The 25,080-nt window shown below is 61.4% G+C and carries 21 protein-coding genes; 2 read left to right on the forward strand and 19 right to left on the reverse strand.

Translation table 11 applies throughout. The features are described from left to right. Positions 1-41: 41 nt before the first annotated feature. From HYN24_RS13940 to HYN24_RS13950, 3 genes are all read right to left on the reverse strand, one after another. Positions 42-497 (reverse strand): DUF4124 domain-containing protein, encoded by a 456-nt coding sequence (locus HYN24_RS13940; RefSeq protein ID WP_162888749.1) that lies wholly within the window; start codon positions 495-497, stop codon positions 42-44. A 110-nt stretch (positions 498-607) separates the two neighbouring features. Further along, on the reverse strand, positions 608-2,023 hold the full coding sequence (gene glnA / locus HYN24_RS13945) for a type I glutamate--ammonia ligase (protein WP_117609814.1): 1,416 nt from the start codon (positions 2,021-2,023) through the stop codon (positions 608-610). A gap of 191 nt (positions 2,024-2,214) precedes the next feature. Then, positions 2,215-3,381: a cation diffusion facilitator family transporter gene (locus HYN24_RS13950; protein WP_117609815.1), complete on the reverse strand. Its 1,167-nt coding sequence runs from the start codon at positions 3,379-3,381 to the stop codon at positions 2,215-2,217. A gap of 48 nt (positions 3,382-3,429) precedes the next feature. Between HYN24_RS13950 and HYN24_RS13955 the strand changes: the two genes are divergently transcribed. Together HYN24_RS13955 and nadA are read left to right on the forward strand one after the other, a co-directional pair. Continuing rightward, the gene (locus HYN24_RS13955) at positions 3,430-3,882 is read left to right on the forward strand and encodes a rhodanese-like domain-containing protein (protein ID WP_117609816.1); all 453 of its coding nucleotides are present in this window, start codon (positions 3,430-3,432) and stop codon (positions 3,880-3,882) included. A gap of 43 nt (positions 3,883-3,925) precedes the next feature. Continuing rightward, complete coding sequence (gene nadA, locus HYN24_RS13960; RefSeq protein WP_117609817.1) at positions 3,926-5,023, forward strand: quinolinate synthase NadA; 1,098 nt, start codon at positions 3,926-3,928, stop codon at positions 5,021-5,023. A gap of 40 nt (positions 5,024-5,063) precedes the next feature. Here nadA and HYN24_RS13965 read toward each other — a convergent pair whose 3' ends face one another. The 16 genes from HYN24_RS13965 to gspG all read right to left on the reverse strand — a co-directional run bounded on the left by HYN24_RS13965 (position 5,064) and on the right by gspG (position 25,080). After that, positions 5,064-5,630, reverse strand: coding sequence for a hypothetical protein (locus tag HYN24_RS13965; RefSeq protein ID WP_117609818.1), 567 nt, complete (start codon positions 5,628-5,630; stop codon positions 5,064-5,066). A gap of 68 nt (positions 5,631-5,698) precedes the next feature. Continuing rightward, positions 5,699-7,504, reverse strand: a complete 1,806-nt coding sequence (locus tag HYN24_RS13970; RefSeq protein WP_117609819.1) for an ABC transporter substrate-binding protein — start codon at positions 7,502-7,504, stop codon at positions 5,699-5,701. A gap of 11 nt (positions 7,505-7,515) precedes the next feature. After that, positions 7,516-8,211, reverse strand: a complete 696-nt coding sequence (locus HYN24_RS13975; protein ID WP_117609820.1) for an FKBP-type peptidyl-prolyl cis-trans isomerase — start codon at positions 8,209-8,211, stop codon at positions 7,516-7,518. Between the two features lie 106 nt (positions 8,212-8,317). Next, a complete protein-coding gene (locus HYN24_RS13980) occupies positions 8,318-14,671 on the reverse strand; it encodes a fibronectin type III domain-containing protein (RefSeq protein ID WP_117609821.1) in 6,354 nt (2,117 codons plus the stop codon). Between the two features lie 369 nt (positions 14,672-15,040). Beyond that, on the reverse strand, positions 15,041-15,706 hold the full coding sequence (locus tag HYN24_RS13985) for a response regulator transcription factor (protein WP_117609822.1): 666 nt from the start codon (positions 15,704-15,706) through the stop codon (positions 15,041-15,043). Continuing rightward, entirely contained in the window at positions 15,703-16,305 is a 603-nt protein-coding gene (locus tag HYN24_RS13990) for a type II secretion system protein (protein ID WP_117609823.1), read from the reverse strand. Before HYN24_RS13990 ends, HYN24_RS13985 begins: the two co-directional genes overlap by 4 nt. Beyond that, the gene (locus HYN24_RS13995) at positions 16,292-16,681 is read right to left on the reverse strand and encodes a type II secretion system protein (RefSeq protein ID WP_117610398.1); all 390 of its coding nucleotides are present in this window, start codon (positions 16,679-16,681) and stop codon (positions 16,292-16,294) included. The genes HYN24_RS13990 and HYN24_RS13995 overlap by 14 nt, the downstream gene beginning before the upstream one ends. A 2-nt stretch (positions 16,682-16,683) precedes the next feature. Further along, positions 16,684-17,172, reverse strand: coding sequence for a type II secretion system protein (locus HYN24_RS14000; protein WP_117609824.1), 489 nt, complete (start codon positions 17,170-17,172; stop codon positions 16,684-16,686). Then, entirely contained in the window at positions 17,169-19,322 is a 2,154-nt protein-coding gene (locus HYN24_RS14005) for a secretin N-terminal domain-containing protein (protein WP_117609825.1), read from the reverse strand. Before HYN24_RS14005 ends, HYN24_RS14000 begins: the two co-directional genes overlap by 4 nt. Before the next feature lie 26 nt (positions 19,323-19,348). Next, complete coding sequence (locus HYN24_RS15985; RefSeq protein ID WP_162888750.1) at positions 19,349-19,873, reverse strand: hypothetical protein; 525 nt, start codon at positions 19,871-19,873, stop codon at positions 19,349-19,351. Then, positions 19,870-20,418, reverse strand: a complete 549-nt coding sequence (locus HYN24_RS14015) for a hypothetical protein (RefSeq protein WP_117609827.1) — start codon at positions 20,416-20,418, stop codon at positions 19,870-19,872. Before HYN24_RS14015 ends, HYN24_RS15985 begins: the two co-directional genes overlap by 4 nt. Further along, on the reverse strand, positions 20,415-20,951 hold the full coding sequence (locus tag HYN24_RS14020) for a hypothetical protein (protein ID WP_117609828.1): 537 nt from the start codon (positions 20,949-20,951) through the stop codon (positions 20,415-20,417). Before HYN24_RS14020 ends, HYN24_RS14015 begins: the two co-directional genes overlap by 4 nt. Continuing rightward, positions 20,948-21,787, reverse strand: a complete 840-nt coding sequence (locus tag HYN24_RS14025; protein ID WP_162888751.1) for a hypothetical protein — start codon at positions 21,785-21,787, stop codon at positions 20,948-20,950. Before HYN24_RS14025 ends, HYN24_RS14020 begins: the two co-directional genes overlap by 4 nt. Beyond that, positions 21,768-23,441 carry a GspE/PulE family protein gene (locus HYN24_RS14030; protein WP_117609830.1) on the reverse strand — a complete coding sequence of 558 codons (1,674 nt, stop codon included), beginning with the start codon at positions 23,439-23,441 and terminating at the stop codon, positions 21,768-21,770. Before HYN24_RS14030 ends, HYN24_RS14025 begins: the two co-directional genes overlap by 20 nt. Before the next feature lie 5 nt (positions 23,442-23,446). Continuing rightward, complete coding sequence (locus HYN24_RS14035; protein WP_117609831.1) at positions 23,447-24,637, reverse strand: type II secretion system F family protein; 1,191 nt, start codon at positions 24,635-24,637, stop codon at positions 23,447-23,449. Between the two features lie 5 nt (positions 24,638-24,642). After that, the gene (gene gspG, locus HYN24_RS14040; RefSeq protein ID WP_117609832.1) at positions 24,643-25,080 is read right to left on the reverse strand and encodes a type II secretion system major pseudopilin GspG; all 438 of its coding nucleotides are present in this window, start codon (positions 25,078-25,080) and stop codon (positions 24,643-24,645) included.

The following is a 25,080-nucleotide window of genomic DNA, read 5'->3' on the forward strand; positions in this document are numbered from 1 at the left end:
AGGGCGCCTCGGCGCCCTTTTCAATCGGTCGATACTGCTCCCTATCGGCTGACCGCCAGTTCTTTCTGGATCGCCTGGATATTTCGCTCATGCTGGCCGACGCGCTCGCGATAGCCAGACAGGCGGTCGCTTGGCGTACGGGCCACTTCCTGGTCGGCCAGTTCCTTCCTGGCCTGCTCGAGGTTGCGCTGTTCGCCGGCCAGTTCCTGCTCAAGGATATGGCGGCGGTCACCGTCACGCGCCTTCTGGGTATCTTCCTGAACACGCGGGAAGCCCGCCTGGGTCGGATTCGCCGCAGCGCCGGGTGCCCGGGCACGGGCAGGCGCGGGTGCGGGTGCGGAACCTTCCGGGCTGGAGGAAATGACCTTGCAGTTCTTTTCCAGCCGCGTACTCGAGTAGGTCGTGCTGCCGCTGGCGTCAACGCACTTATAGATGGACTGGGCCGAGGCCGAGAGCGGCAACAAGGCGATAAGCAAGGCAAGCGAGCAGCGTGTCATCAGCATCATTCCTGTCAATTTTCTGAGTGTATCGGACTTAACGTCCGAGCCTGAAAAAAGTGCACAAAAAAAGGGCGGGAAATACCCGCCCTTCTTCAAGATCCGGCTGATTAGCAGGAGTAGTACAGATCGAACTCGACCGGGTGGGTCGTCATGCGAACGCGATTCACTTCGTCCATCTTCAGGGTGATGTAGGCATCGATCCAGTCGTTGGAGAAGACACCGCCACGGGTCAGGAACTCGTGGTCAGCTTCCAGAGCGGCCAGGGCTTCCTCGAGGGAGGCGCAGACGGTCGGGATGGCTGCATCTTCTTCCGGCGGCAGGTCGTACAGGTTCTTGGAAGCCGGATCGCCCGGGTGAATCTTGTTCTGGATACCATCCAGGCCGGCCATCAGCAGCGCGGCGAAGCACAGGTACGGGTTGGCGATCGGATCCGGGAAACGGGTCTCGATACGACGAGCCTTGGTCGAGGCAACGTACGGAATGCGGATGGAAGCAGAACGGTTCTTGGCCGAGTAAGCCAGCTTGACCGGGGCTTCGTAATGCGGGACCAGACGCTTGTACGAGTTGGTACCCGGGTTGGTGATGGCGTTCAGGGCCTTGGCGTGCTTGATGATGCCGCCGATGTAGAAGAGAGCCAGTTCAGACAGACCGGCATAGCCGTCGCCGGCGAACAGGTTCTTGCCGTCTTTCCAGATCGACTGGTGAACGTGCATGCCGGAACCGTTGTCGCCAACGATGGGCTTCGGCATGAAGGTAGCGGTCTTGCCGTACTGGTGGGCCACATTGTGCACCACGTACTTCAGGATCTGGGTCTGGTCGGCACGCTTGACCAGGGTGTTGAACACGGTACCGATTTCGCACTGACCGGCAGTGGCGACTTCGTGGTGGTGAACTTCAACCGGGCAGCCAAGGGCTTCCAGGGTCAGGACCATGGCCGAACGGATGTCGTGCAGGCTGTCAACCGGCGGAACCGGGAAGTAGCCGCCCTTGACCGTCGGACGGTGGCCGGTGGAGCCGGAGCCGTCGTTCTTCTCGCCCGAACCCCAGGCCGCTTCAGCGGAGTGGATCTTCAGGGAGCAGCCGGACATGTCGACATTCCACTCGACGCCGTCGAAAATGAAGAATTCCGGTTCCGGACCGAAGTAGGCGGTGTCGCCAATGCCGGAGGACTTCAGATAGGCTTCAGCGCGCTTGGCGATGGAGCGCGGGTCGCGGTCGTAGCCACGGCCATCGGTCGGGTCAACGACGTCACAGGTCAGGACGACGGTGGTTTCGTCGAAGAACGGGTCGATGTAGGCGGTATCCGGATCCGGATTCAGCTGCATGTCGGAAGCCTGAATGCCCTTCCAGCCAGCGATCGAGGAGCCGTCGAAAGCGTGACCGTTTTCGAACTTGTCTTCGCTGAAGGCAGAAACCGGCACGGTGACGTGCTGTTCCTTGCCACGGGTATCGGTGAAACGGAAATCGACGAACTTGGCGTCGTTTTCCTTGATCATCTTGAGCACGTCTTGCGGGGTTGCCATATGCCTTAATCTCCTAAGAAAACAAGTTGCCGGGCGATCCGGCGACAATCAAAAATTTGTAACCCGGAGTGTTTAGCAGAAAGCGTGCCAAACGCTCACGAGTAATCTTTGTATTTTGCCACAATGAGATGCGGGGTTTAAACAAAGAATTAGCGCACCACCATTGTGCAATGGCGAAAATTTACGCACCTTTATGGTGCAACAAAACAATTCAGCGAAATTTTCCGAATTAGCGGATGCGACTTCAGGCGGTCGATCAGGATCGACTCGGCCTGTCGCAGCGCCTCGCCATTCTCGAACAGGGTGTGGCTGAAATAGATTTCCGCCTCGATCTGCCCGCGCAGGTAATGCAGGACGATTTTCTCGGGTTCCGGCAGATCGACCAGCAAGGGCTGCAATTCGCTGAGCAATTTATCCCGGGCGGGCAATCGTGTCGCGTAGCTATCCGGGTCCATGTCGTCTTCGGGATCGATATGGACGAGCACATCGAGCACCTCGGGATGTTCGCGCAGCACGCGGGCGCGCGCCGACTCGGCAATGCGATGGCCTTCCGACACGCTGATCCGCGAATCGACCTGGACATGCGTATCGACCAGCGCCTGATGGGCCATGCGCCGGGTCCGCAATTCGTGCAGGTCGCGCACGCCGGGCGTGGCCAGCAGGGTCTTGCGGATCGCCTCAACCTGAACATCGTCAAGACCGGTATCGATCAGTTCCTTGATCGCCCCCCAGGCCAGACCAGCCCCCATGTGCAAGATCATGAAACCCATCAAGGCTGCCGCCAGCAGGTCGAGGAAAGACCAGCCCAGCAAGGCGCCGCCAATACCGACCACCACGACCAGCGCCGACGCCGCATCGGCCCGCGTATGCAGGGCATTGGCGATAAGCAGTTGCGAACGCTGACGCTCGGCGACGCGAATCAGGTAGCGATACAGGCCTTCCTTGGAAATCACCGTGGCAATCGCCACCCACAGGGCCGACAGCTCAACCGTCGGCAGGGCCTCGATGTGCTGCAGACGCATCCCCGACTCCCAGAGAATGCCGCCGCCAATCAGGGCCAGCGACGTTCCCAGCACCAGCGTCGCGGCGGTTTCGACGCGGGCATGGCCATAAGGATGCGCCTGGTCGGCCGGGTGGGCGCTCTGCCGGCTGGCGTAGATCACGAGAAAATCCGAGAGCAGGTCGGAAAAGGAATGCAGGCCGTGGGCGATCAGCGATTGCGAATGGGCCAGCCAGCCGACGATCAACTGAAGGACAGTCATCACCAGATTGACCGCGACGCTTACCCAGGTTGCCTTTTGCGCCTCGGCAGCGCGCTCGCCGGGAGTGGCGGCGGGAGGGTGATGCTCTGGTCCCATGATCTCTTGCCCTATACTGTTAATGTGTAATTTTAGCAGTTGGATACGATGGGAAAGTTAACCGAGATACTCAAGCTCGCCCAAACCCGGGGCAAAGCACTGGAACGGCCCTACCTGGGCGAACTGACGCCGCAGGAAGCGAGCGACATTTTGCATCTGGCCCCCGGCGCCAGAATCGTCGATGTCCGCACCCGTGCCGAATGGGACTGGGTCGGCCGGGTGGCCGGCGCCGTCGAAATCGAGTGGAACCAATACCCCGGCGGCGTGCGCAACCCCAATTTCGTGGCCGAACTCAAGCGCCAGATCGATCCCGAAGCCCTGGTCATGTTCCTCTGCCGCAGCGGCGTACGATCGGTCGGCGCCGCCACGGCGGCCACCGAAGCCGGCTACAACAGTTGCTACAACATCCTCGAAGGCTTCGAGGGCGACAAGGATGCCAACGGGCACCGCAATACCATCGGCGGCTGGCGCAAGGCCGGATTGCCATGGATTCAGGGATAATTGCCGGCGCCGCAAAAACCGACGCCAAAATTCAGAGAACAGCATGCAAACAGCCACCATCGCCTTCGAACCGTTCAACCGCCTCTCCGACGACGCCTGCCATGAGCGCATCCGCGTCGCCCGCGCCAAACTCGGCAAGAAGGCCGTCCTCCTCTGCCATCACTACCAGCGTGCCGACGTCTATCAATACGCCGATCTGACCGGCGATTCGCTCAAACTATCGCGCCTTGCCTCGCAAACCGATGCCGAATACGTCATCTTCTGCGGCGTGCATTTCATGGCCGAAGTCGCCGACATCATGACCGCCCCGCACCAGAAAGCCATCCTGCCCGACCTCGCCGCCGGCTGCTCGATGGCCGACATGGCCAACCTGGCCAAGGTCGAACGCTGCTGGCGCGAACTGAACACCGTGCTCAACGCCGAAGAGGAAGTAACGCCGGTCACCTACATCAACTCGGCAGCCGACCTGAAGGCCTTCTGCGGCGACCATGGCGGCATCGTGTGCACATCGTCCAACGCCGGCACGATTGCCAAATGGGCCTTTGAGCGTCGTCCGAAGGTGCTGTTCTTCCCCGACCAGCACCTCGGTCGGTGGACCGGCCACAACATGGGCATCGCCATGGACGAAATGGTCGTCTGGGACCCCGACCTCGAACTCGGCGGCCTGACGCCAGCCCAGATCAAGCAGGCCAAAATCCTGTTGTGGAAGGGGCACTGCTCGGTGCACCAGATGTTCCAGAAGTCGCATATCGACGCCTTCCGCGCCAAATACCCGGAAGGCAAGGTCATCGCCCACCCGGAATGCAATTTCGAGGTCTGTGCTGCCTCCGATTATGTCGGTTCGACCGAACACATCGTCAAGATCATCAAGGAAGCGCCAGAAGGCACGCGCTGGCTGGTCGGCACCGAACTCAACCTGGTCGACCGCCTGGCCAGGGAAGTGCTGCCGCAGAACAAGATCGTCCAGTTCATGGCGACCACCATCTGCATGTGTTCGACCATGCAGCGCATCGACCCGCAGCATCTGGCGTGGACCCTCGAAAACCTGGTTGACGGCAAGGTGGTCAATCAGATCGCCGTGCCGGAACACGAGGCCGGACTGGCCAAACTGGCCCTCGACCGGATGCTGGCGATTTCCTGATGCAGCTGGCCGGCCCACTCTGTGGCCCGGCCTTTTTCAGCTACTTTTGTTCTGGCGCAGCCTGGGGCGTCACGCCAATCTCTTTCTGGTAGTGCGCCCTGTCGGTCATCAGATAGCGCCGGGCGGCGTTGGTCGTCGGTGCTGCACCGACGATGCCGTGCTCGGGATCATCCTGATGCAGGGCTGTTTCCGCCTTCTTGACCTGTAGATCATGATAGGTTTCTGCCACCGTCCGCTTGGGCGGCACCTTGACCGGTGGCAGCGGCGCCTTGACGACCAGGCTACCCGAGGTCTTGGCCACGGCGGACACCGGCTGACCGGGCGCTGCAGCCGGCGGCTTGGCGACCGGCGCGGCCGGCTGCTTCGCCGCACTGGCTGCGGCGGCAGGAGCCAGCGGAGCGGCAGCCGCTACCGGCGGCTTGGGCGGCGCAGCGGTTTCCGACACCTTCTGGCATTTTTTGCTGACCTGTTCGGTTTCAAGAACGACCGAACCATCATCCATCTCGCAGGAATAGATAGTCTGCTGCGCCACGGTTGGTCCCGCCAAACACCCCAGCACAAATGCCACTGCCCCGATGCGGGCAAGGCTGACAGGCATCGTGATCATTGTTTCACCTCGCAAAGCTGTTCATCCTTATCGTTATAGACCCCAGGGCCGCTCCGCGCACCACCCAATCAGGGCACGATCCAGCCAGAGTCCGAGACCAGATCATGCAGGCCCGGCCCCGCCACACGGGTCAGATACGCTCCCTTGGAGGCATGGCGCTGCCCGGCCCCAAGACCGAGTGCGGGATAGATGCTGGTTCCCGTCTGTTCGGCCTTGATATTGGTGACCCGCTCGAGCGTCGAGCGGTGGATCCCCTCCGGCGAGGTTTCCGGCCCGTAATGCGCGATCATCGCACCGGGCTTTCCGGCCAGTGAGCGCATGCGCGACTCATCGACCGCACGCAGGGTTTCCTGAACGGTCAGCATGTTTTCCACCCGCTCCAGCAAATAATCGACATAAAGATTGTCGAGCATTTCCGAAATGGTCGCCGTCATGTAACTGGCGGCAAAAAAGAGTTCGCTTTGCATGGCATCGTCGACCACCGGGAACCGCCGTAAATCCATCCAGATGCGGTAGGTCGCCAGATTGGCATCCTGATTGTGCGGCAGCAGGTAAGGCGTAACCACTTCGAGCGACTTTTTGCTGGCAAGCGGCAGGGTCGCCCACTGACCACGAGCCAGCCGCCCGGAGACAATCACCCGGCTCTTCGGCGGCGCCCCTTCACCGAGGGCGGCCAGATCATCGGGCGTCAGCCAAAGGACCGCCACGTCACTGCGACTCAGTCCGGACAATGCTTCCCGAACCGCCTTGCGCCCCGGCTTGCGGACGACACGATCTTCGACCACCGTCTTGTCGCCGGTCTCGGCCAAAGCCGCCCTGAGTTGTTCAGATCCCTTCTGGCCGATCTTGCCCTCACGATAGACCTGGACGATACGCCCCTTGACCGGTGCGCCGTCACGCAGGGTCTTGGCCAGCACATCCGCCTCGAGACCTACGCCGCGCGAGAAATAAACCGTATAACGACCGTGCTCCGAAGGCGAGTAATCGACACTGGGGAACCAGTTGGGCAGGCGCTTCTGTTCACAGAAGTCGGCCACCGGCGACCAGTCGCCGGAGGACAGGCCGCCGAGGACAGCGAATACCGGCTGACGGGCATATAGGGCGTCGAGCTGGGCCGCCCAGGTCTCGGGCGCGCCCTCCAGCGTCCACACATGGAGAGTCCAGTTACGCTCGGTGCCCCCGAGCATTTCTGCCGGCGAAACCATGTGGCGACGACCGGGCATCGTGCTGCCATTCTTCTGGTCGAAAATGCCCTGCAGCATGTCGACGTAAACCTTGCGCCGGGCCGGCTCGACTTCCGGCGTGACGATGGTGGCAAAGTGGATCATCTTGGCGGTGACGCCGGGTGACCAGTTCGCCGACAACTGTTTGAGGTAGGCCTGCAGCGCCGCCATGTCGGGCGCTTCCAGGTTATAGCGTGGCATCAGGGTGACCATGCGGGTGTTCTGACTGTTGATGCCCTCGCGGATAGCGCGGGCCAGCGTCTCGTCGTTATAGCCGGCATGGGCCTGATTCATCCGCTTGCCGATTCGCGGATCCATCGTCGCCATGTTCTTGCGGCCGATGTGATACAGATAATTGCCGGTAATCGGCCTGACCTGCAGATCGCCTTCAACCTGACCCATCCCGCTCGGGCGATGGCAGGTGACACAGGCCACGCTGCTCCCCTCACCCCGCACGTCGCCGGCCCGCAGGGCGGTCAGCGGCGCTCCCGAGGGGAGCACCCCGTCCACGTAAATACGCCGCCCCTGTTCGACCAGGTCATCGGCGGCCAGGGCCGCAGTTCCGCCCAAAAGGCATAACAGCAGGCCAGCCAGGACGCCGACAACGCGCCCCCATTGTCCGCTGCGGCTCAGGTAATCGGGATGCGCCATGATCTGACCCTTTACTTGGACGGCTTGACCGCCACCAGTTCCATCTCAAAAATGAGCACTTCGTTGGGGCCGATTGCGCCGGCACCTTGCTCGCCGTAAGCACGCTCGGGCGGCACGTACAACTTCCACTGCGAACCCACCGTCATTTCCTTGAGGGCATCGCGCCAGCCGGCAATCAGGCCGGCCTGCTTGAAGGCCACCGGCTTACCATCCTCGGACTTGTCGAATACCTGACCATTGATCAGGGTGCCACGATAACTGACAACCACTGTGTCGACATCCATCGGCTTGGCACCGGTGCCTTGCTTGATCACTTCATACTGGACGCCAGTGGGGAGCACGACAACGCCAGGCCGGATCCGGTTTTCCTGAAGGAACTTGGCCGACCGCATGCGATTATCCTCGGCCGCGACACGGGTCTTGCGGCGGGCGTCATTCATGGCATTGGTCATGATCTTGCGGGCCTCGTCGTCCGAAATGGTCGACTTGTTATCGAGACCATCGCGCAGACCGGCAATCATCTGCTCCACATCGATCTCCATTCCGCCCATACGCAGATTGCGGCCGGTCTGCATACCGATCACATAGCTGGTCTTTTCCTTGGATTCCCTGGTTTGCCTGACTTCCTTGCCGACCGGCTGGCTTTCCGCCATGACGTTGGCAGCAACAAGAACGCAAACCAGCGGGAGCATGTGCAATTTTTTCATTCGTCGATTCCTGTGTTCAGTGATTACGCCAGAAGACGTAATCGTAACGCAAAAAAAACGCCGGCTTCATGAACTTCCATGAAGCCGGCGTTATGAGTGCTACGAATTACCGGGCAGTAACCGTGTTACCGAAGCCACCCTGGAGGGAGACACCACCGCCAACAGCCGGAGCCGTTGCGGAGTTGCTGGCGATCAGGGCGAAGCGGTACTGGTTACCGACGACCAGGCTATTCACCGTGACCGAACCACTCGTCACACCGGTAGCTACCGTAGAGACAACGTTGGTCGTACGGTTCTGCATCACGACATCGTAGGTAAGGCCAGCCACCGGGACGAAGGTCACGGTTGCTGCAGCACTACCAATGGCGCCTTGAGCAGCGACCGGAGCAACCGGGGTAGCCGGAGCCGTCAGCACCGTCAGGGCCGGGGACTGGGCACCGTAGCCAGTGGCATTACGATTGGCAACCGTGAAGTTGTACGTCGTATTACCCACCAGACCGGTCAGCGTACGCGGAGTGGTCAGCGAAGCACCACCAGTCGCTACGCCATCACGATACACCTGGTAAGCAGTCGCCCCAGCCATCGTCGTCAGAGACACGGTGGCGGTGGTGGTTGCCACGGCATTGAAGCTAGGCGCAGTGGCGGCTGCCGGCAGGGTCAGCTTGCTGACACCAGCACCGTAGGTACCAACCGTCGCACCGTTGTTGTCGGTGTTGGCGATACGGAACCAGTAGGTGGTATTCGGCACCAGACCAGTGACAGCCAGCGTGCTCGTTGCCGCCCCAGCGACTGCGGTGGTCGTCAGCACGTTGGTGAAGGCTGCATCAGACGCCATCTGCACCGAGTAACCGGTCGCCGAAACGCTGTTGGAAGGCGTCCAGTTCAAGGTCACGCCAGTTGCCGTCGTGGTTGCCGTCGGGATGGTCAGACCAGCAACGTTCGGGATGGCCGGCACGTTGGTGGTGGTGGCCTTGTAGGCCGAGGCCACACCGCCAGCACTCACCGCAGCAACCTGGATCATCACCGGACGACCCGCCGTCAGGGAGATACCGGTCGTATCGAAGGTGGTGCCCGCAACGTTGAACGTCTGGATGGCGCCGCCATTGACGCTGACCTGGACATTGTAGCTAGCCGCACCAGCCACCGGTGCCCAGTTGGCGATTGCCACCGGACCCGACGAGAAGGTGAGGACCGGCGCAGCAGCCAGAGCCACCATCGGCGTCGTCACGTTCAGCGAGGTGCTGGCGTTGCCGGTAGGATTGGTCTCGGTCACCGTGAAGGTGTAGGCGGTACCCGGCTGCAGACCGGTGAAGGCGCGTGTCTGAGCACCGGCCTTGTAGGCAGAGGTGTTCATCACGGCCGACCAGGCGGTGGTCTGACCGACGCAAGTTGCGGCACCGGTACAACCGACAGTCGTCTCGGTCGGCACGCCAACCGTAGCCGACGGGGTCGGGTTGGTCCAGCCCAGAGTCAGGCTGGTCGGGGTCACGAGCGTCGCAGTCAGCCCACCAACCACCGGAGCCGGAGCCGGAACCGGCGTCGTCACGACGTCGGTCGAAGGAGCCGAGCCGCCAGCAGCGACAGCTGCAACGCGGAAGGCAACACCGGTCGTCGGCAGAGCTGCCGGGGCGGTCCACTTGCTGGCGTTAGCCAGTGCGGTGCCGATGGTCGTGTAGTTGCCAGCCGTCGTACCCTGGACATAGTAGGTGATACCGGAGATGACCTGCGAAACCGGTGCATCGAACGGTGCCTGCTGAATGTCGAAGCGATACTCGTTCTTGGCGTTATCAATCCAGCTGACGGTATTACCAACCACCGTCACGCCGCTCGGCGCACCGGAAGGCAGGGCACCAACAGCAGCACCAGCGACGGCACCCGGACGGCTGTCAGCCAGCGTGGCGGCAGCAATCTCAGCCTGCGAGGCGGAAGTCGGTGCAACCGACATACCGGTGAACACGAACGGACGCATGAAGTCGTTCTCTTCGTGGCCAAGGATATGGCAGTGCCAGACGTATTCCCAGTCGTAGTTGAACTTGACGTTCTGCTGGCCACCAGCCGGACGGATGTTGGTCAGCGGGTCGATGTTCATGAAGTCCGGCGGATTCATCGTGCCAGCAACAGCAGGATTCGACTCCGGCTTGGACGGATCCATGACGCGGACGCTCTTCGGCACGCCGAAGCCAGGCAGCGGCGGCAGACGGGCAGCCTTGACCGCGACGATGATGTCCTCGAGCGGGTTCATCTTGACGGTTTCTTTCCAGCCGCGCTCGCCGTCTTCCGGCTCCTTCAGCGTACCGTCCCAGCCCACACGGTTGATCACCTGCACGTTGAGCAGATGGAAGTGCACCGGGTGCGCATCGACGCCGTTGTGCGTGATCTTCCAGATCTGCGTTTCGCCAGCCGGCAGCGTCTCGGTAACCGGATCGATGTAGCCGAGCGGAATGGTCGTCTGGGTCAGCGCCGTGGTGGCCGGCAGTTCGGCACCGAGGGTGGCGTTCATGCGGCCGTACTTGTCGAACAGTTCCTGGATGGCCTTGTTGAGGATCGGGCCGTCGCAATTGATGCCGTTCTTGGAGGCCGGCATCTTCATCGTTGCCAGGTTGTCCGGGAAGGTCGTTGCACCTGCAACAGCCGGGATCACGTCAGGCACGCAATAACCCTTGGTGGTGCCGTCGGCATCCTTGAAGGTCGTGGCGAGCTGCGAGTTCGAGCCGATGAAAATGGTACCGAGCTGGGCTTCGCCACCGGTGATATTGGTGCCAAAGGCCTGGTCGAGAACCGGCTGAGCAATCAACGGCTTGTCCTGGCTGGCGCGGTAAGCAGCCTGCAGGGCCGGGTTCAGCACCTCGTCGACCCACTTGGCGGTGCCCAGCGCGCCACCCTTGGTGGTCTTGGTGGTCGGCGTTGCATCGACCTTGATCTGCATGATGGTGCGGGTGTTCGGGCCAAAACCTGCCAGCGTGTTCGGCGTACCACCAGCCAGCGTCTGATCGCCATTGTTGGTGAAGTAGTCGATACGCGGATCGGAAGCCGGGTTCGGAGCCGGTGCATCGTTGTACAGGATCAGGGTCTTGCCGGCATAGGCCGAGAAGTCGATAACGACGTCAGCCCGTTCGGCATTGCCCATGTACAGACCATGACAGTTACCGGCGCCGTTGTTGGCGGCGGCACATGCCTGAGTCGGATCGTTGTTCTGCGAAACGTTGAGAACAGTGACGCTACGACGGTTGTAGTCGAAGTTCATCGGCACCGGCGGCTCAGCACCAACCTTCGGCAGCAGACCGGCTTCCGTGCCGATGTGCCAAATGGTCGGGCCAACCAGGGAAGGATCGGGCACGCCACTGGTACGGGCGTCGGTCGGCCAGTTGTACGGGTAGCAGGAGCCCGGACCGGTAGCACCGGAAATCGGCACCCCGTTACCGTCAATAGCCTGCAGCGGTACAACCAGCTGATCGTAAGACTGCCCCGGAACGACCTGGCAATCCGGCAGCGGATTGTTGAGGCGATCGGTGGCGATGGCCGAAATCATCTTGACTTCGGTGTTGCGGCGGATGGTGCCATCAGCATCGGTAGCCGTTACGCTGTCATCGGCCACATACAACTGCAGGTTGAACATGCGGTCGTTGGAGGCATTCAGAATGCGCATGCGGGTCGGTTCGGGCTTGACCGTCATCGTCGGGTAAGCCGTACCGTTGACCAGCGGCGTATCGCCGAAGGCTTCGGGGGTTACCGTGACATTGCCGTAATCACCGGTGGGCAGTGCATTGGTGACCGGGAAAACCGGCCAGAACCACAGGGCATAGTCCCAACGACCAACCGGGTTGGTAAATTGATTGGCGCGGTTGTTCGGATCCTGGTTGGTTTCGACAACGTGCGGATACCACAGGTCACCCGGCTTGCCCCAGGCATCGGTACGCCACTTGGCGTCCTGGATGGCGATGTCTTCCGGCACGAAGGTACGTTCCTGGATGATCAGGGGGATACCCAGGCCATCAAGACCGGTCAAAGCAGCAAATGCCTGCTCGGCCGCATCCTGCACGACGTAACCGGCGGCCATACCGGCGTACACGTTCAGACGGGTCTGACCAACGGTGTGGTCATGGTAGAACATCAGGCGGGCCGACTGAGCATTGGTAAAGTACAGGGTGGACGAACCATCACCCGCAGCCGGCATGTCCGGCACGTCGACCGTGCTGACACCTCGGCGCTGCGTTACGGTGGCCGATTCGCCAACCGGCGTCACCCACTGGTGCGGCGTACCGTCGGAAATCCACGGGGTATTGCCGCCGTGCAAGTGAATGTTGGCACGGTTCTGCATGTAGGTTTCACCAGCCGCCGGCGTCGCGCCAGCACCGATGAGGGTGGTATCGAACGGAATAAACAGATCGCCGTTACGGACAACGTTGGTCACCTTGCCAGCGGCATCCTTGGTAACCGTGGCACGACCGGTCGGCAGAAGATTGTCGAACTTGACGCGTGTCGGACGATTGTCGTTTGCAGCTTCAGAGCTCTGACCCTGGGCAACGATGACCGGGCCGAGGTAATGCGGCTTGTCGTAGGCATAGGCCGGAACCATGATCGGCTGCTTGGTGACCGGATCAATCGCCAGGCTGTGATCGGAGTTTTCCAGGGCAACCAGGATCGGGGTGCCATTTGGGTAGAGCAGCGGATAACCGAGGCTGCCCGCACTCGGGAATCCGGTACCGGTGGGCAGAGCCGGAACGGTCAGGGTGAGGTTGTCCGGAGCCAGCACGTAGCCAGCCGGAACGGTCGGGGCAGCCGGGGCGGTACCCGGAACGATCAGGGCGCCACCGCTCAACACATAGCCAGCCGGAATGACCGGAGCCGCTGCACCAACAGCCAGGGTGCCATTACCGAGATCGACGTAACCGGCGGGGACAGCCGGAACGGTCGGGGCTGCACCGGTTACGCTGAGGACACCAGCCGTGACGGTGTAGCCAGCCGGAACCGGAACGACAACCGGGGTGACAGCCAGCGAGGTGCCGGTGCCCGAGGACTGGAAGCCCGTCGGGATAACGGCGTCTCCCGGCTTCGGACCGAACACGCTGAGGGTGCCAGCGGCATCAACGATATAACCGCCCGGAACGGTCGGGATGACCAAGCCGCCAGCCGGCAGGGTGGCTTCGAGGACGCCGTTGCCGATGTGGGTGTAACCGGCAGGAACAGGCGGCTCGACAGGGGCCGGGCCGACCACACTGAGAATGCCATTTTTCCGGTCAAGGTTGCTGGCAAACCAATATCCAGCCGGGGGAACCAGAGCAGGCTCGACAGGCATGATGCAGTCAGCAGTAGTGCCACCCACTACCTGAATCATGTCACAGTTGTTATTAAAGGTGACCCAATCAGCGTTATGGTTAGCAATTGCAGCAGCATACCCTTGCTGAACCTTGGGCAGCATCGCAACGTTGGTATTGTAGTCAACCAGCGATTGACGGGCAGCCGTAAAGGCGGCCTGAACCGTCAGGAGATTGGCAGCAGCCTGCTGGTAATCGGTGACCGGCTGCATGAGCGCCGAGTAGGCGGTCTGGGCAGCACCCAGGCCATCAACCAGGGCCTGATACTGGGCATCGACCGACTTGACGATATCGTAGTTGGTCTGGACACCGGCGTTGGCGGCGCTCAGGGCGGCCATCGCGGCATTGGCGTTGCTGACGGCGGCGTTGTAGGCCAGCTGCTGGGTCGGCAGGGCGGCAACCAGGGCGCTGTAGGCCACGAGGTCGGTATTGTATTGAGCCAGCAGGGCACTGTAAGAAGTCTGGGTGCTGCCCAGATTGGCATACAGCGGGGCGTAGATGGCGTTTTGCGCAGCGTAGGTGACGTTGGCGGCATCAAGGCCGGCAACCAGCGAATTGAAGAGATTCAGCGCATCGACAGCGGCGGTATAGGCAGCCTGTTGCGTTGCCAGACCGGCGAGCAGATCACGGTAAGCATTGGCGGCAGCAATACCGGCTGCCGACGAGGTGTTTGTCATGCCACGGTCGATCTGGACGTAACCGCGCAGGGTGGTCCCCTTCGGCAGGTCGCTGTGGAGCTTTTCCTGATACTCGACGACGGCGATTTCGTAGTAGTCACTACCCGGGTAGGAGGTAGTATCAGCCTTGGCCACCGGCAAATACTGACCGAGATTGTTGGCGCCGGCGGAACCTACGCCCGGCAGGGTATCGACGAACTTGCGCAGGGCCTTACCGGTGAAGACAGGCGTGTTATCAACGGGGTCAATACGAGTACCTAGCGGGCTGTTGGCGAAGTAGGTCGGCTGTACGCCGGTGGAAACCCAGGTGCCCTTGGCCGTATTAATACAGGCGTAGTAGGCCGGATAGCCCGGCGTACCCGGCTCAACGTCCGGACCGCACTGGGCCGGTACGGTATAACCACCGACAGCCGGCACTCGGCCGGGACCGGCCATGGATAGACCGGCCGACAGGGCCAGGGTGGCCATCGAAACAGCCGTTGCGATTTTGCTAAGCCTGAAAGTTTGCGTCTGATTTTTCATTTCGTCGAATCCCCGCTAAGAAGTTGATCGTTGTGAGAGGGCTTAGTGACACGGCCTCTCATACACGATGCCATTCTCGGTGCTGCGGCAATTTGACGCACTGCGCAAACACCCTACTCCGTCGAGTGTTTTTGATCATCCCTTATGCGGGTTTTCCCGCCCCACCATACCCCTCCAACAGGTTTTGGAGTATGCCCCGTGAAATACTTCACGAAAAGTCGCAACCCGCATGGTTAAAGGCATGGCGCTGAGTTTTGATGACGATCCGATGACGATTTGATGACAGGCCAGCGGCCTGAACCATCCCGCCACGCACTACAGGGTTACGATACCCTTTTCGATGGCGTAGGCGATGAGCATGGCCGAATTGCGCAGGTTGAGCTTGCGCATCAGGCTGGAGCGGTGCTTCTCGACGGTCTTGATCGACAGGCAGAGGTATTCGGCAATTTCCTTGTTGCTCGACCCTTCGGCGACCAGCTTGATGACCTCGCGCTCACGTACCGTCAGGCTGTTCCAGGTTGATCCGCCCGTGTTGTTTGGGGTGGCAGCCGGCGGCGACATGATGAAGCTGTTGACGACGCGTTCCGAGACATCCGGCGAAAGATAGATCTTGCCCGACAGCACGGTGCGCACACCGGTGATCAGTTCGTTGTACGACGATTCCTTGAGGATGTAGCCGGAGGCGCCCATGCGCAGGGCTTCCTGGATATATTCGTCGGTCTTGTGCATGGTCAGGACCAGGACGCGGGTATCGGGATTGCGGCGTTTGATCTCGCCAATCGCATCCATGCCGTTGGAACCGGGCATCGAGAGGTCCATCAGGACCAGCGAGGGGTTGAGCGCCACGGCCTGGCGTACGGCATCCTTGCCGTTGTCGACTTCGCCAACCACTTCGAGATCGGCCTCGGCGGCAAGCAGCGAGCGGATGCCGGCGCGGATCAGCGCGTAATCTTCGGCGATCAGGATGGTGTATTTGCTCATGGCGTCCCTCTTCTCGGTACAACTGGGGTAATAATCAGCGGCGTACTGCCTTGCATGTTGCGCGATCCCGGCAAACCGCTTTCCGGATTGACCACGGTGCGCGGCTGGGGTGCATTTGGGGGCGGCGCCGCCTTGACGTCATTGGGCGAAGCCACCGAGGCCAGCGGTGAAAATATCCACTCGGTGTACTTTTTCTTGCCCTCGAAAGCGTTGTCTCGCTCGGCAAAACCTTTTTGCTTGATCGGCTCGCCGTCGAAACGACTGTAGACGCCAACGATCTGACCGCCCGTATTGCTGACCGTCCCCCACTCCTCAGTGCCAGTCAGCGGATCCGGGTAGATCTTGCGCAGGAAACGGGCGGAGTTTGCCGTACCGTCGCCGAGCATTTCAGCAAGCGCTGTCGGATAACGCCCCCGGCGCTGGGCAAATTGCGCCAAGGCCTGACGGAATTGATGGCCGACGAAGAGCAGTTCCATTTCGCGCTCGCGCCGCATGGTGGTATGCCAGACATCAGCTACCGCACCAACGCCGGCTGCAACAATGGCCAGGGTGATGAGCAGCGCGACATAGGCAAAGCCGCCCTGTTTACCAGCTGGCATAGCTCGTTCCGTCCGAGGCAGTGCCCTCGGCCCCGCTGTGCAGGTCGTACACGCCACCTGAATCGGTATTCTTGGGCTGCACGATGACCCAGGTTTCCTTGCTGTCGGTCAGCGGGTCGTAAGGCAGGCCACGCAGGTACTTCTTCTCGACCAGCATCTCCAGCGAATCCGGGTAGCGGCCGTTGTCGCCGTAAAATTTGTCGAGGGCGTCGCGGGTCTGGGCCAGATTAGCCTTGAGCACGGTTTCCTTGGAGCGGTCGATACTATGGAAGTAGCGCGGTGCCGCCAGGGCGACGAGCAGCGCAATGATGGCCATGACGACGACCAGTTCGATCAGGGTGAACCCGGCGAGGCGGGGACGGTTGTCAGGCTGCATGGTCACCATTGCCGATAAGGAATGCCGTTGATACCGGTCGCCTTCGATTTGGAGTAGACGTCAAAGACATCTTCACCCTCTTGCGGATTTTTCGCCGAACTGGCATAGCTACGCTTGCCCCAGGTATCGGCAGCCGACTGCGACGGGTTGCTGGAAAATGGATCACGGGGAATCCGGCGTAGGAAATAAAGCTTTTTGCCGACCGTCGGATTCTTGACATCGTCCACGCCATCTTCAAGAACCTGAAGGTTTGGGGGATAGCCGGTCTGCCCGACCTTCTGCTGGATACGGCCTTCGTCGAAGGCCTGCTTATAGGCATCGATACCGGTGCGAATCTGCTGCAGGGCATCGCGCAGGTCGCGTTCACGCGCACGGGCCACACTCAGTTCGGCAAAGGGAAAGGCCATCGAGGCGATCAGGCCGACCAGGGCGACCGTGACCAGCAACTCGATGAGGGTGAATCCCCCGGAAAGGCGCCGACGCAGGATCATTGAGCCGGGGCATTGGTGGCCGCTGCGGCCGGCGTTTCAGATGGCGGAACGAGCGGAACCTGCGGCGTGACCAGACGGACCGTGGGGCTAAAGCCTGGTCGCGAGATGGTCACCAACGTTGGAGCCGGTGCTTCGGCGGCGGCTGCCGGAGGTGGCACCGCGGGGGGCATTTCAGCCGGCACAACGGTCGTGGCCGGAGCCGGCTGCGGTGCTACCGGCATAGCCGCTGGCACTGGTGCCACCGGAGCTGGGGCCGGGGGCGGCGCCAGCGTCGGTACGGCGGTCGGACTGACGATGCCGGAATTGGCCGGAATACGAATCTTGGTATTGCCGTAGCGCAGCGCGGACTCGGTACCCGACCACATTTCGATCAGATCACCTTCGGCAATCTGGTTGTTGCGGATGATGCGCGGCGTAATCGCCAGAACGATTTCGCGGTTCTGCCACTGATCGGACTGGATGCCAAACAGGCGTCCGGCGATGGGAATATCGCCCAGACCCGGGATCTTGCCGCTGCCATTATTGGCCGTCATACCGCGCAACAAACCAGCGAGCAACTGGGTTTCACCATCCTTGAGCCGAAGCACGGTCGAGGCGTTATTGGTGGTGGTCGAGTAGGCCAGCGTCCCGGTCGTGGCATTTTCGTATTTGTCGCCGAGGTCACTGACTTCGACCGAAATCTTGATGGCGACATCGCCATCAAGATAAATGGTCGGTTCGACCTCGAGCTTGATACCCGTCTCAAGGTACTGGATGTTGGTGTTGTAGACTGACGAGGCGGCCCCCTGCGTCGTCGTCGCGGCGCTGGAAATAACCGGCGTCCGGCTACCGACCATGGTCTTGGCCTTCTCGTGATTGCGCACCCGGATGCGCGGCGTAGCCAGAACGCGGGTATCGCCGTCGTTCTGCAGGGCCTTCACCGCAACGCCGAAGCCGTTTCCAACATTGAGCGTAATGTTCTGGCCGGTACGACCGCGCCAGTCATTGATCGTAATCGGGCCAGAATTGGCCTTGGTTGATCCGTCAGTCTGTACCACCGGCACCTTTGCAAAAGCCCAGGAGATCGAGGTCGGCCAGTTAACACCGAGGTCGATGGTCTTGTTGCGATTGACGTCCATCAGCTCAACTTCGAGCAGGACTTCCGGCTCCGGCTGGTCCATCGAGGCGACCAGGCGCTCGGCCAGGCGGATCGCCTGGGCCGAATCGCGGATGATCACGGCGTTGGTCTTTTCGTCGAGGAAGACATCCTTGGTTTTAAGGATCGCCTTGATCATGCTCTGGACATGCTTGGGATCAGCATTGGTCAGTGAGAAGCGACGGACCTTGAGTTCCTGATAATCCTTCATCTTGGCCGCCGTCTGCGGATAGATGAGGACTGTGTTTTCGCCCAGCACGCGCTTTTCCAGCTGATTCTGCATCAACACCAGGTCGAGCGTTTCGTCGACCGGGGTATCGCGGATGAAAAGGGTGACCTTGAGGTCGTTGCGAACATCCTTGTCGACCAGGATATTGACGCCGGTGGCGCGCGAAATGGCTTCGAAGACCATCTTCAGGTTGGTTTCGCGAAACTGCAGGGAGACCGGCTTGCGCCCCTTGATGTTGAGCGTCGGTCCGGCGATGTCCTCCTTAAGCGTGGACTCGCCGATCTGGTAGCGCAACTGGTTGCCCTTGACGTGACCGGGGTTCTCGACGAGGAGCGCCCGCACCGTCGCCTGGGCGCTGACCATATCGCCGCGCTTGAAGGCGGCCTGCGCCTCGGCAAACATCCGGGCGTGGCGCTGCTCGGCTTCGATGGCGGCCAAGCCCTGACGGGCGGCCATGTTGTTCGAATCAAGATTGAGAACGCGCAGGTACTGGCTCTCGGCCTTCTCGTAATCCTCGACGGCGCGCGCCGAGCTAGCCAGCGCCAGCAATTTCTTAATGACCAGATCGCGCTGCTGGATGTAGGCCTGTTGCTTCTTGACGTCCTTGGGTGCTTCCTGGCGGGCCAGATCGAGCTTAGCCAGGCCTTCCTCGTAATGACCTTCGTCGGTCAGCGAGATGCCCTGATAGTGATGCAGGTCGCTGGCGCAACCGGCAAACAGCGTGGCAATACAGAGGGTGATGAGGGTGACCGCGGAGCGGACCCCTGTCTTGGGCCGAAGGTGCATGGCAATATTCCTTGATTCCGAATTCGTCACTGGGTGTTCCCCGTGTTGAGCGTTTGTATCGCATCCATGGGCAGATAGGTAAACGTCAGCTGCCCGTTGACCATACCTTCGACACGGTAATTTTGTTCCAGCACATCGCCGGCATAGGCCGACACCACCCGATTGCCGCGACCGAGCAGGAATAGCGGCTTGCCGCCTTCAATGTACTGGCCGACAAAGGTAAAGGGCAGCGCCGGCGGCTGGGGCGGCGGCGGCGGGGGAGGCGGTGGTGGTGGTGGTGGTGGCGGCGGCGGGATATACCAGGTATTCGAGGCAAAAAGATCGACCGGTTTGGGCGCTTCCTTCTCGGCATCGGCATCTTCCGCCGGATCACCCGGCGCTTTTTCCCCGGCGGCTGCCTCGGCCGGTTTGCTCAGGGCAACACTGTCCGCTGGCGCCCGGCGCTTTACCGGCCCGACCGATTCGCCACCATCCGGCGTCACGAACCAGACCATGAACACCGTGGCGACGAGGGCCAGAGCAAGGAGGAGTCCTCGGCGGCGCGGCGTCATTTGGCTTTCTCCACGAAGAGCAGGAAGGACAGCCGCGCTTCCACCTCGCCATCGCCAATGCGTTCGCGCTTGAAGGCGATGCTTTCGAGGGCCAGTCCCGGCGTAACTTCAATCGCCGCAAAGATGAACTGGCGCAATTTCGGATAACCGCCCTTGACCGGGAAGGTTATCTGGAAGCGGTCGAGCCGCCCCGACACTTCGTGCACCAGGGTGTAATCGCCGATATCGAGGGACAACCCCGTCTCACTGGCGAGTTTGAAAAGTTCGTTGAGGCGGTCCGGAATCTTGTCCCGCTCAGGGATCGACTTATAGAAGGCCTGCAATTTCTCGACCGGCGAAGCAGGTTCGTCCACCTGCGGTTCGGCAAGCTTCGCTTCGAGTCGGGCGACCTTGTTCTGGAGGCTTTCAATACGCTGGATATCCGGCTGATGAACCAGGACCGACCACGCCACGGCAGCCATCAGCAGGACAATGCCAAGGCCGCCCGGCACGCCAAGGCGCAGGAGTTGATGGACCACCAGCCGGTAGAGTTGGGCGGCGTTCATGGCTGGACGTTCCACTTGAGGGTGATGCGGAAGCGAACCGGCTTGTCCGGATCCTGAAAATTGGTCTGGTGGGTGCGCAGGACCACTTCCGAGAAACCGTCGAGGCGCTGGATATCGCGGTAATAGGCGCTCATCGCTTCGAGATTGCGCGCTTCGGCCGACAGGGCAATCTCTCCCTTGATGGCATCCGGCTCAAGCGTGAGGAGGGCAACCGGCCGATCAGCCAGCGACTCGAGGGTATCGAGCAAGGCCTTCCAGGGACGATTGAGGGCCATGCTTGCCTTGTCGGCCTCTTTCCGGTCGCTCTCGAAACGGGCGAGTTCACCTTTGGGCGGTTCGGGATGCCGGGCATTGAGAAGTTGCTGGCTCTCTGCGACTTTCTGCTGCAAGGCTTCCTGGGTCGGTTGCAGATCGGCCAGGTCATAGGCAACGATACCCGACAAGGCAACAATGCCGGCGACCAGGAGAATGATCCCGGGCATCCCGGCGGGACGACGGGAGCGGACAAAATCGAGATGGAAGGGGACGCTCATGGGAACACCAGCGGATAGCCGAAACGCGGGTCCGGACGACCCAGTCCGTCGCCGACAAAGGGAGGCGCGGCGAGCAGGTGGGCCAGTTGGCCGGGGCGCGCGGCAATCGCCTTGCCGCTGACCAGCGGCGCAAAAATGATGGCTTCGGTGCTCTCGTCCTGACCGGCGAGCAGGGCTTCCTGGGCCAGCAGGCCGGCAAAGTTGTTGGTCCAGTCGACAGCGACGCGCTGGCTGCGCGTCCATACCCAGGTAGCGCCATCAAGCAGGGCCAGGGTCAGCCGCCCGGACTCATGTACGGCAATCCATTTCTGGCCGCGCTGTCCATATTGGCCCAGCGCCGCATTGGCGATGCCGATCAGCAAGGGCTGAACCCTATTGAGCGTCACGCCGGACTCCGTCGCGACATCGTTGAGCATGCCCAGCAGCATGCCGTCGATGGCGGCGGCGAGACGCGGGCGACCAGGGGCTTCGTCGCTCATCACCACCTGCCAGTTGTCAGCCACCGGGCCGTAAATCTCGGTGAAACGCATGCGGGCCAGAAGGCTTTGCTCTTCGTTGTCAGCCGCGTCGTCGCGCCAGGCATGCACCATGTAGTGCACCCAGTGGTTGGACACCACAATGTCGAGCCGGCGCGCGCCGGTTTCGGCCAGAATGCCGCGCAGGGCGGCAGCAACGGCGATGTAGGCGGGTTTGTCCGATTTGCCGTTGGCCTCGGCAGCGGCGCAGGCCAGGATATGTCCGCCGGCGATGGTGCGGCGCCAGCCACGGCGGTGCACGACCACGACATCGCCGGGGCCGATATAGGCAGTGAGCGCTTCAGGCGACAAAAGTGACACGATTGATTTCTTCCAAAGTCGTTTCCCCGCGCTTGACCAGCTCAAGCGCCGAGGCGCGCAGGAACTGGGTGCCGTTACGCTGCGCGGCATCCTTGATGGCACGGATCGGGGCGCGGGCGACGATCAGTTCGCGAATTTCATCATTGAGGTGCAAGACCTCGGCAATTGATTTCCGGCCACGGTAGCCGCTACCGCGGCACTGGCCGCAGCCCTTCCCTGCGCGGAAATTGAAATCGGCGACGTCGGCCTGCGTCAGCCCGGAATCGGTCAGTAGCGCTTCATCGGGCTGGAAATCGGCAGCACATGCCGGACAATTGACCCGCACCAGACGCTGGGCGAGCACACCGTTGAGAGCCGAGACAAAGCTGTAGGGATCGACCCCCATGTGCATGAAGCGACCGAGCACATCGAACACGTTGTTGGCGTGCACCGTGGTGAACACGAGGTGGCCGGTCAGTGCCGACTGAATGGCGATCTGGGCGGTTTCCGAGTCGCGGATTTCACCGACCATGATCTTGTCCGGGTCGTGCCGGAGAATCGAGCGCAGGCCGCGTGCGAAGGTCAGGCCCTTTTTCTCGTTGACCGGGATTTGCAGGACGCCGGGCAGCTGGTATTCGACCGGATCTTCAATGGTGACGATCTTGTCGCGGCCATGGTTGATCTCGGTAATCGCCGCATAGAGGGTGGTGGTCTTGCCGCTCCCCGTCGGCCCGGTCACCAGCAGCATGCCGTACGGCTCGCCGGCCAGCCGCCGGAGCAGTTTGGCAATCGATTCGTCGAAGCCCAGGCTGCTCAGCGACAGACCCTTCATCTGGTCGGTCAGCGACTGCTTGTCGAGAATCCGCAGCACGGCATCCTCGCCGTGGATGCTCGGCATGATCGACACCCGCAAGTCGATCTCGCGACCATTGAGGCTGACCCGGAAGCGACCATCCTGGGGAACGCGCCGTTCGGCAATATCCAGTTCGGACATGACCTTGATGCGGGAAATGGTCTGTTCGGCCAGATTGACCGCGTTGACCGAGCCGACCTGCATGAGCACGCCGTCGATGCGGTATTTGATCTGCATGCCGACCGCTGTCGATTCGAGGTGAATGTCACTGGCATCGGCCCGCAAGGCATCATAAACCGTCGAATTGACGAGGCGAACGACCGGGCTGGCATCTTCGTTGATGGCCCGATAGCTCAGTTCTTCAACGGCAGACGACTGGGCCAGACCGGCACCGGCGCCGACCAGGGCCGAATCCATGGCGCTGACGCCGGCTTCGTGCAGGGACAACCAGGCCGAAATATCCTCGGCCGAGGACAGGCGGATGGAAAATTCGCCATGAATGCTGGCATCGGCCCAGGCCATCAGGGCCGTATCGAAGGGGTCGCTCAGGATCAGCGTCAGGCCGCCTTCAGGCAGGCGCATGAGGAGCACTTCGCGGCGGACGAAATCCTGAAATTCGAGCAGATCAAGCGCCGGCTTACCGGCGTGCAACTCGGCCATCTCGATGGTCGGATAGCCAAACATCTGGCCCAGGCGCGCCAGGAAGGACGCGTCAACACCGCCCGAGGATTCGGCCAGCACGTCGACCATGCGGCGTTTCTCCTGGCGGGCCTGTGTGCGCGCCAGTTCAACGTCAGCCGGAGAAAATGCGGTTCCCGCCATTACGCTCACTGGATGCTCCCTGCCAGTTCAAAAATCGGAAAATACATGAGGACCACGATGACACCAATGGCCAGACCGATGAAAGCCATCAGCAGCGGCTCGAACAGGCGAACAAACCACTCGACCCAGCGCGCCACCTCATCATCGTAAAAGCGGGCGATACGCTCCATCATCTCGCCCATCTGCCCGGTTCGCTCACCAACCCGCAGCATGCGCAAGGAGACCGGCGTGGTCAACCCCGAGGCGGCCATCGCCACCGACAGCGGCACCCCTTCCCGCACGCTCGCCGAGGCCGTGGACAGCCGCTGGCGAAGCGGCCCGCGCAACAGGTCACCGGTCATCACCAGCGACACCATGATGGGCATACCGCCGCGCAGCAGCATGCCGACCGTACGGTAGAAACGCGCCAGTTCGTACATGCGAAAACGTTCGCCAATGGCCGGCAGCGAGGAAACCCAGTCGAAGATGGCGCGCTGCACCGACGGCCGGGTCAGCCAGAAGCCCATCAGGGTGCAAAAAGCCGTCATCCCGAACAGCATCAGCCAGCCATGGTCATGCACCAGCGCCCCCCAGCGGATGAGCAATTGCGACATGAAGGGAACCCGCCCCCCCATGTCCTCGAAAATCCGAGCGAAACGCGGCACCACGTAAACCAGCAGGAAGACGATGACGAGGCTGCCGACAGCGGCCAGCAGCACCGGATAAATCGCCGCAGCGACGATCTTCTTGCGCACGATATCGAGTTGCGCCTGATAGGCGACATAGCGCGACAGTGACTCCGGAAGGTCGCCGGTCCGTTCGCTGGCGCGGATGGTGGCCACATAGAGCGGCGTAAAGGTCTGGGGAAATCCCTCCAGCGCCTGGGAAAAGGACTGCCCTTCGTACAGCGCATCGACGATCAGGCCAAGCAGGCGCTGATGTTCGGCCCGCCCTTCCTTTTCCTTGAGGGTTTCGATCGACTCGACAATCGACAGGCCTGCCTCGAGCAGGGTCAACAACTCCTGGCTGAACTGTCCGAGCGGAAATTTTTGCGCGCCGCCCCAGCGAAAGCCGCCCCATTCGCGCCGGACCGTTGTTTTGAGGACACGATAGCCCTGCTGCCTGGCCTGGCTTTGCGCCGCCTCCATATTTGAGGCCTCCTGAACGATGGTGGTGATTTCACCCCCCTCGCCCAGACAGCGCATTTCAAAACGCATCGCCCCTACTCCCAGTTACCGATATCCGCGTCTTCGCCGGACCCGCCAGGAACGCCGTCCTTGCCGTAGGAGAGAAGGTCGTATTCGCCATGATCGCCGGGACGTTTGTAAACGTAGGCCGTCCCCCAGGGATCGAGGGGAACCGCCTTCTTCAGGTAAGGCCCATCCCATTTCGCTTCGTTGGCCGGCTTGGTAACCAGTGCTGCCATGCCCTGCTCCGTGGTCGGGTAGTGACCCGTATCCAGCCGGTATTGATCGAAGGCCTTGCCAAAAGCGTCAATCTGCGCCCGCGCCGCCTTGATCTCGGACTTGCCCACCTGTTTGAAATACATCGGCCCGACATAACCCACGAGGAGGCCGATAATGACCATGACGACAAGCAATTCGAGCAAGGTAAAGCCAGCCTGCACACGGGCCATGAAGCCCTGATTCCTGTTTTTCAT

Origin of the sequence: Dechloromonas sp. HYN0024, assembly GCF_003441615.1 — a bacterium.
Lineage (GTDB): Bacteria > Pseudomonadota > Gammaproteobacteria > Burkholderiales > Rhodocyclaceae > Azonexus.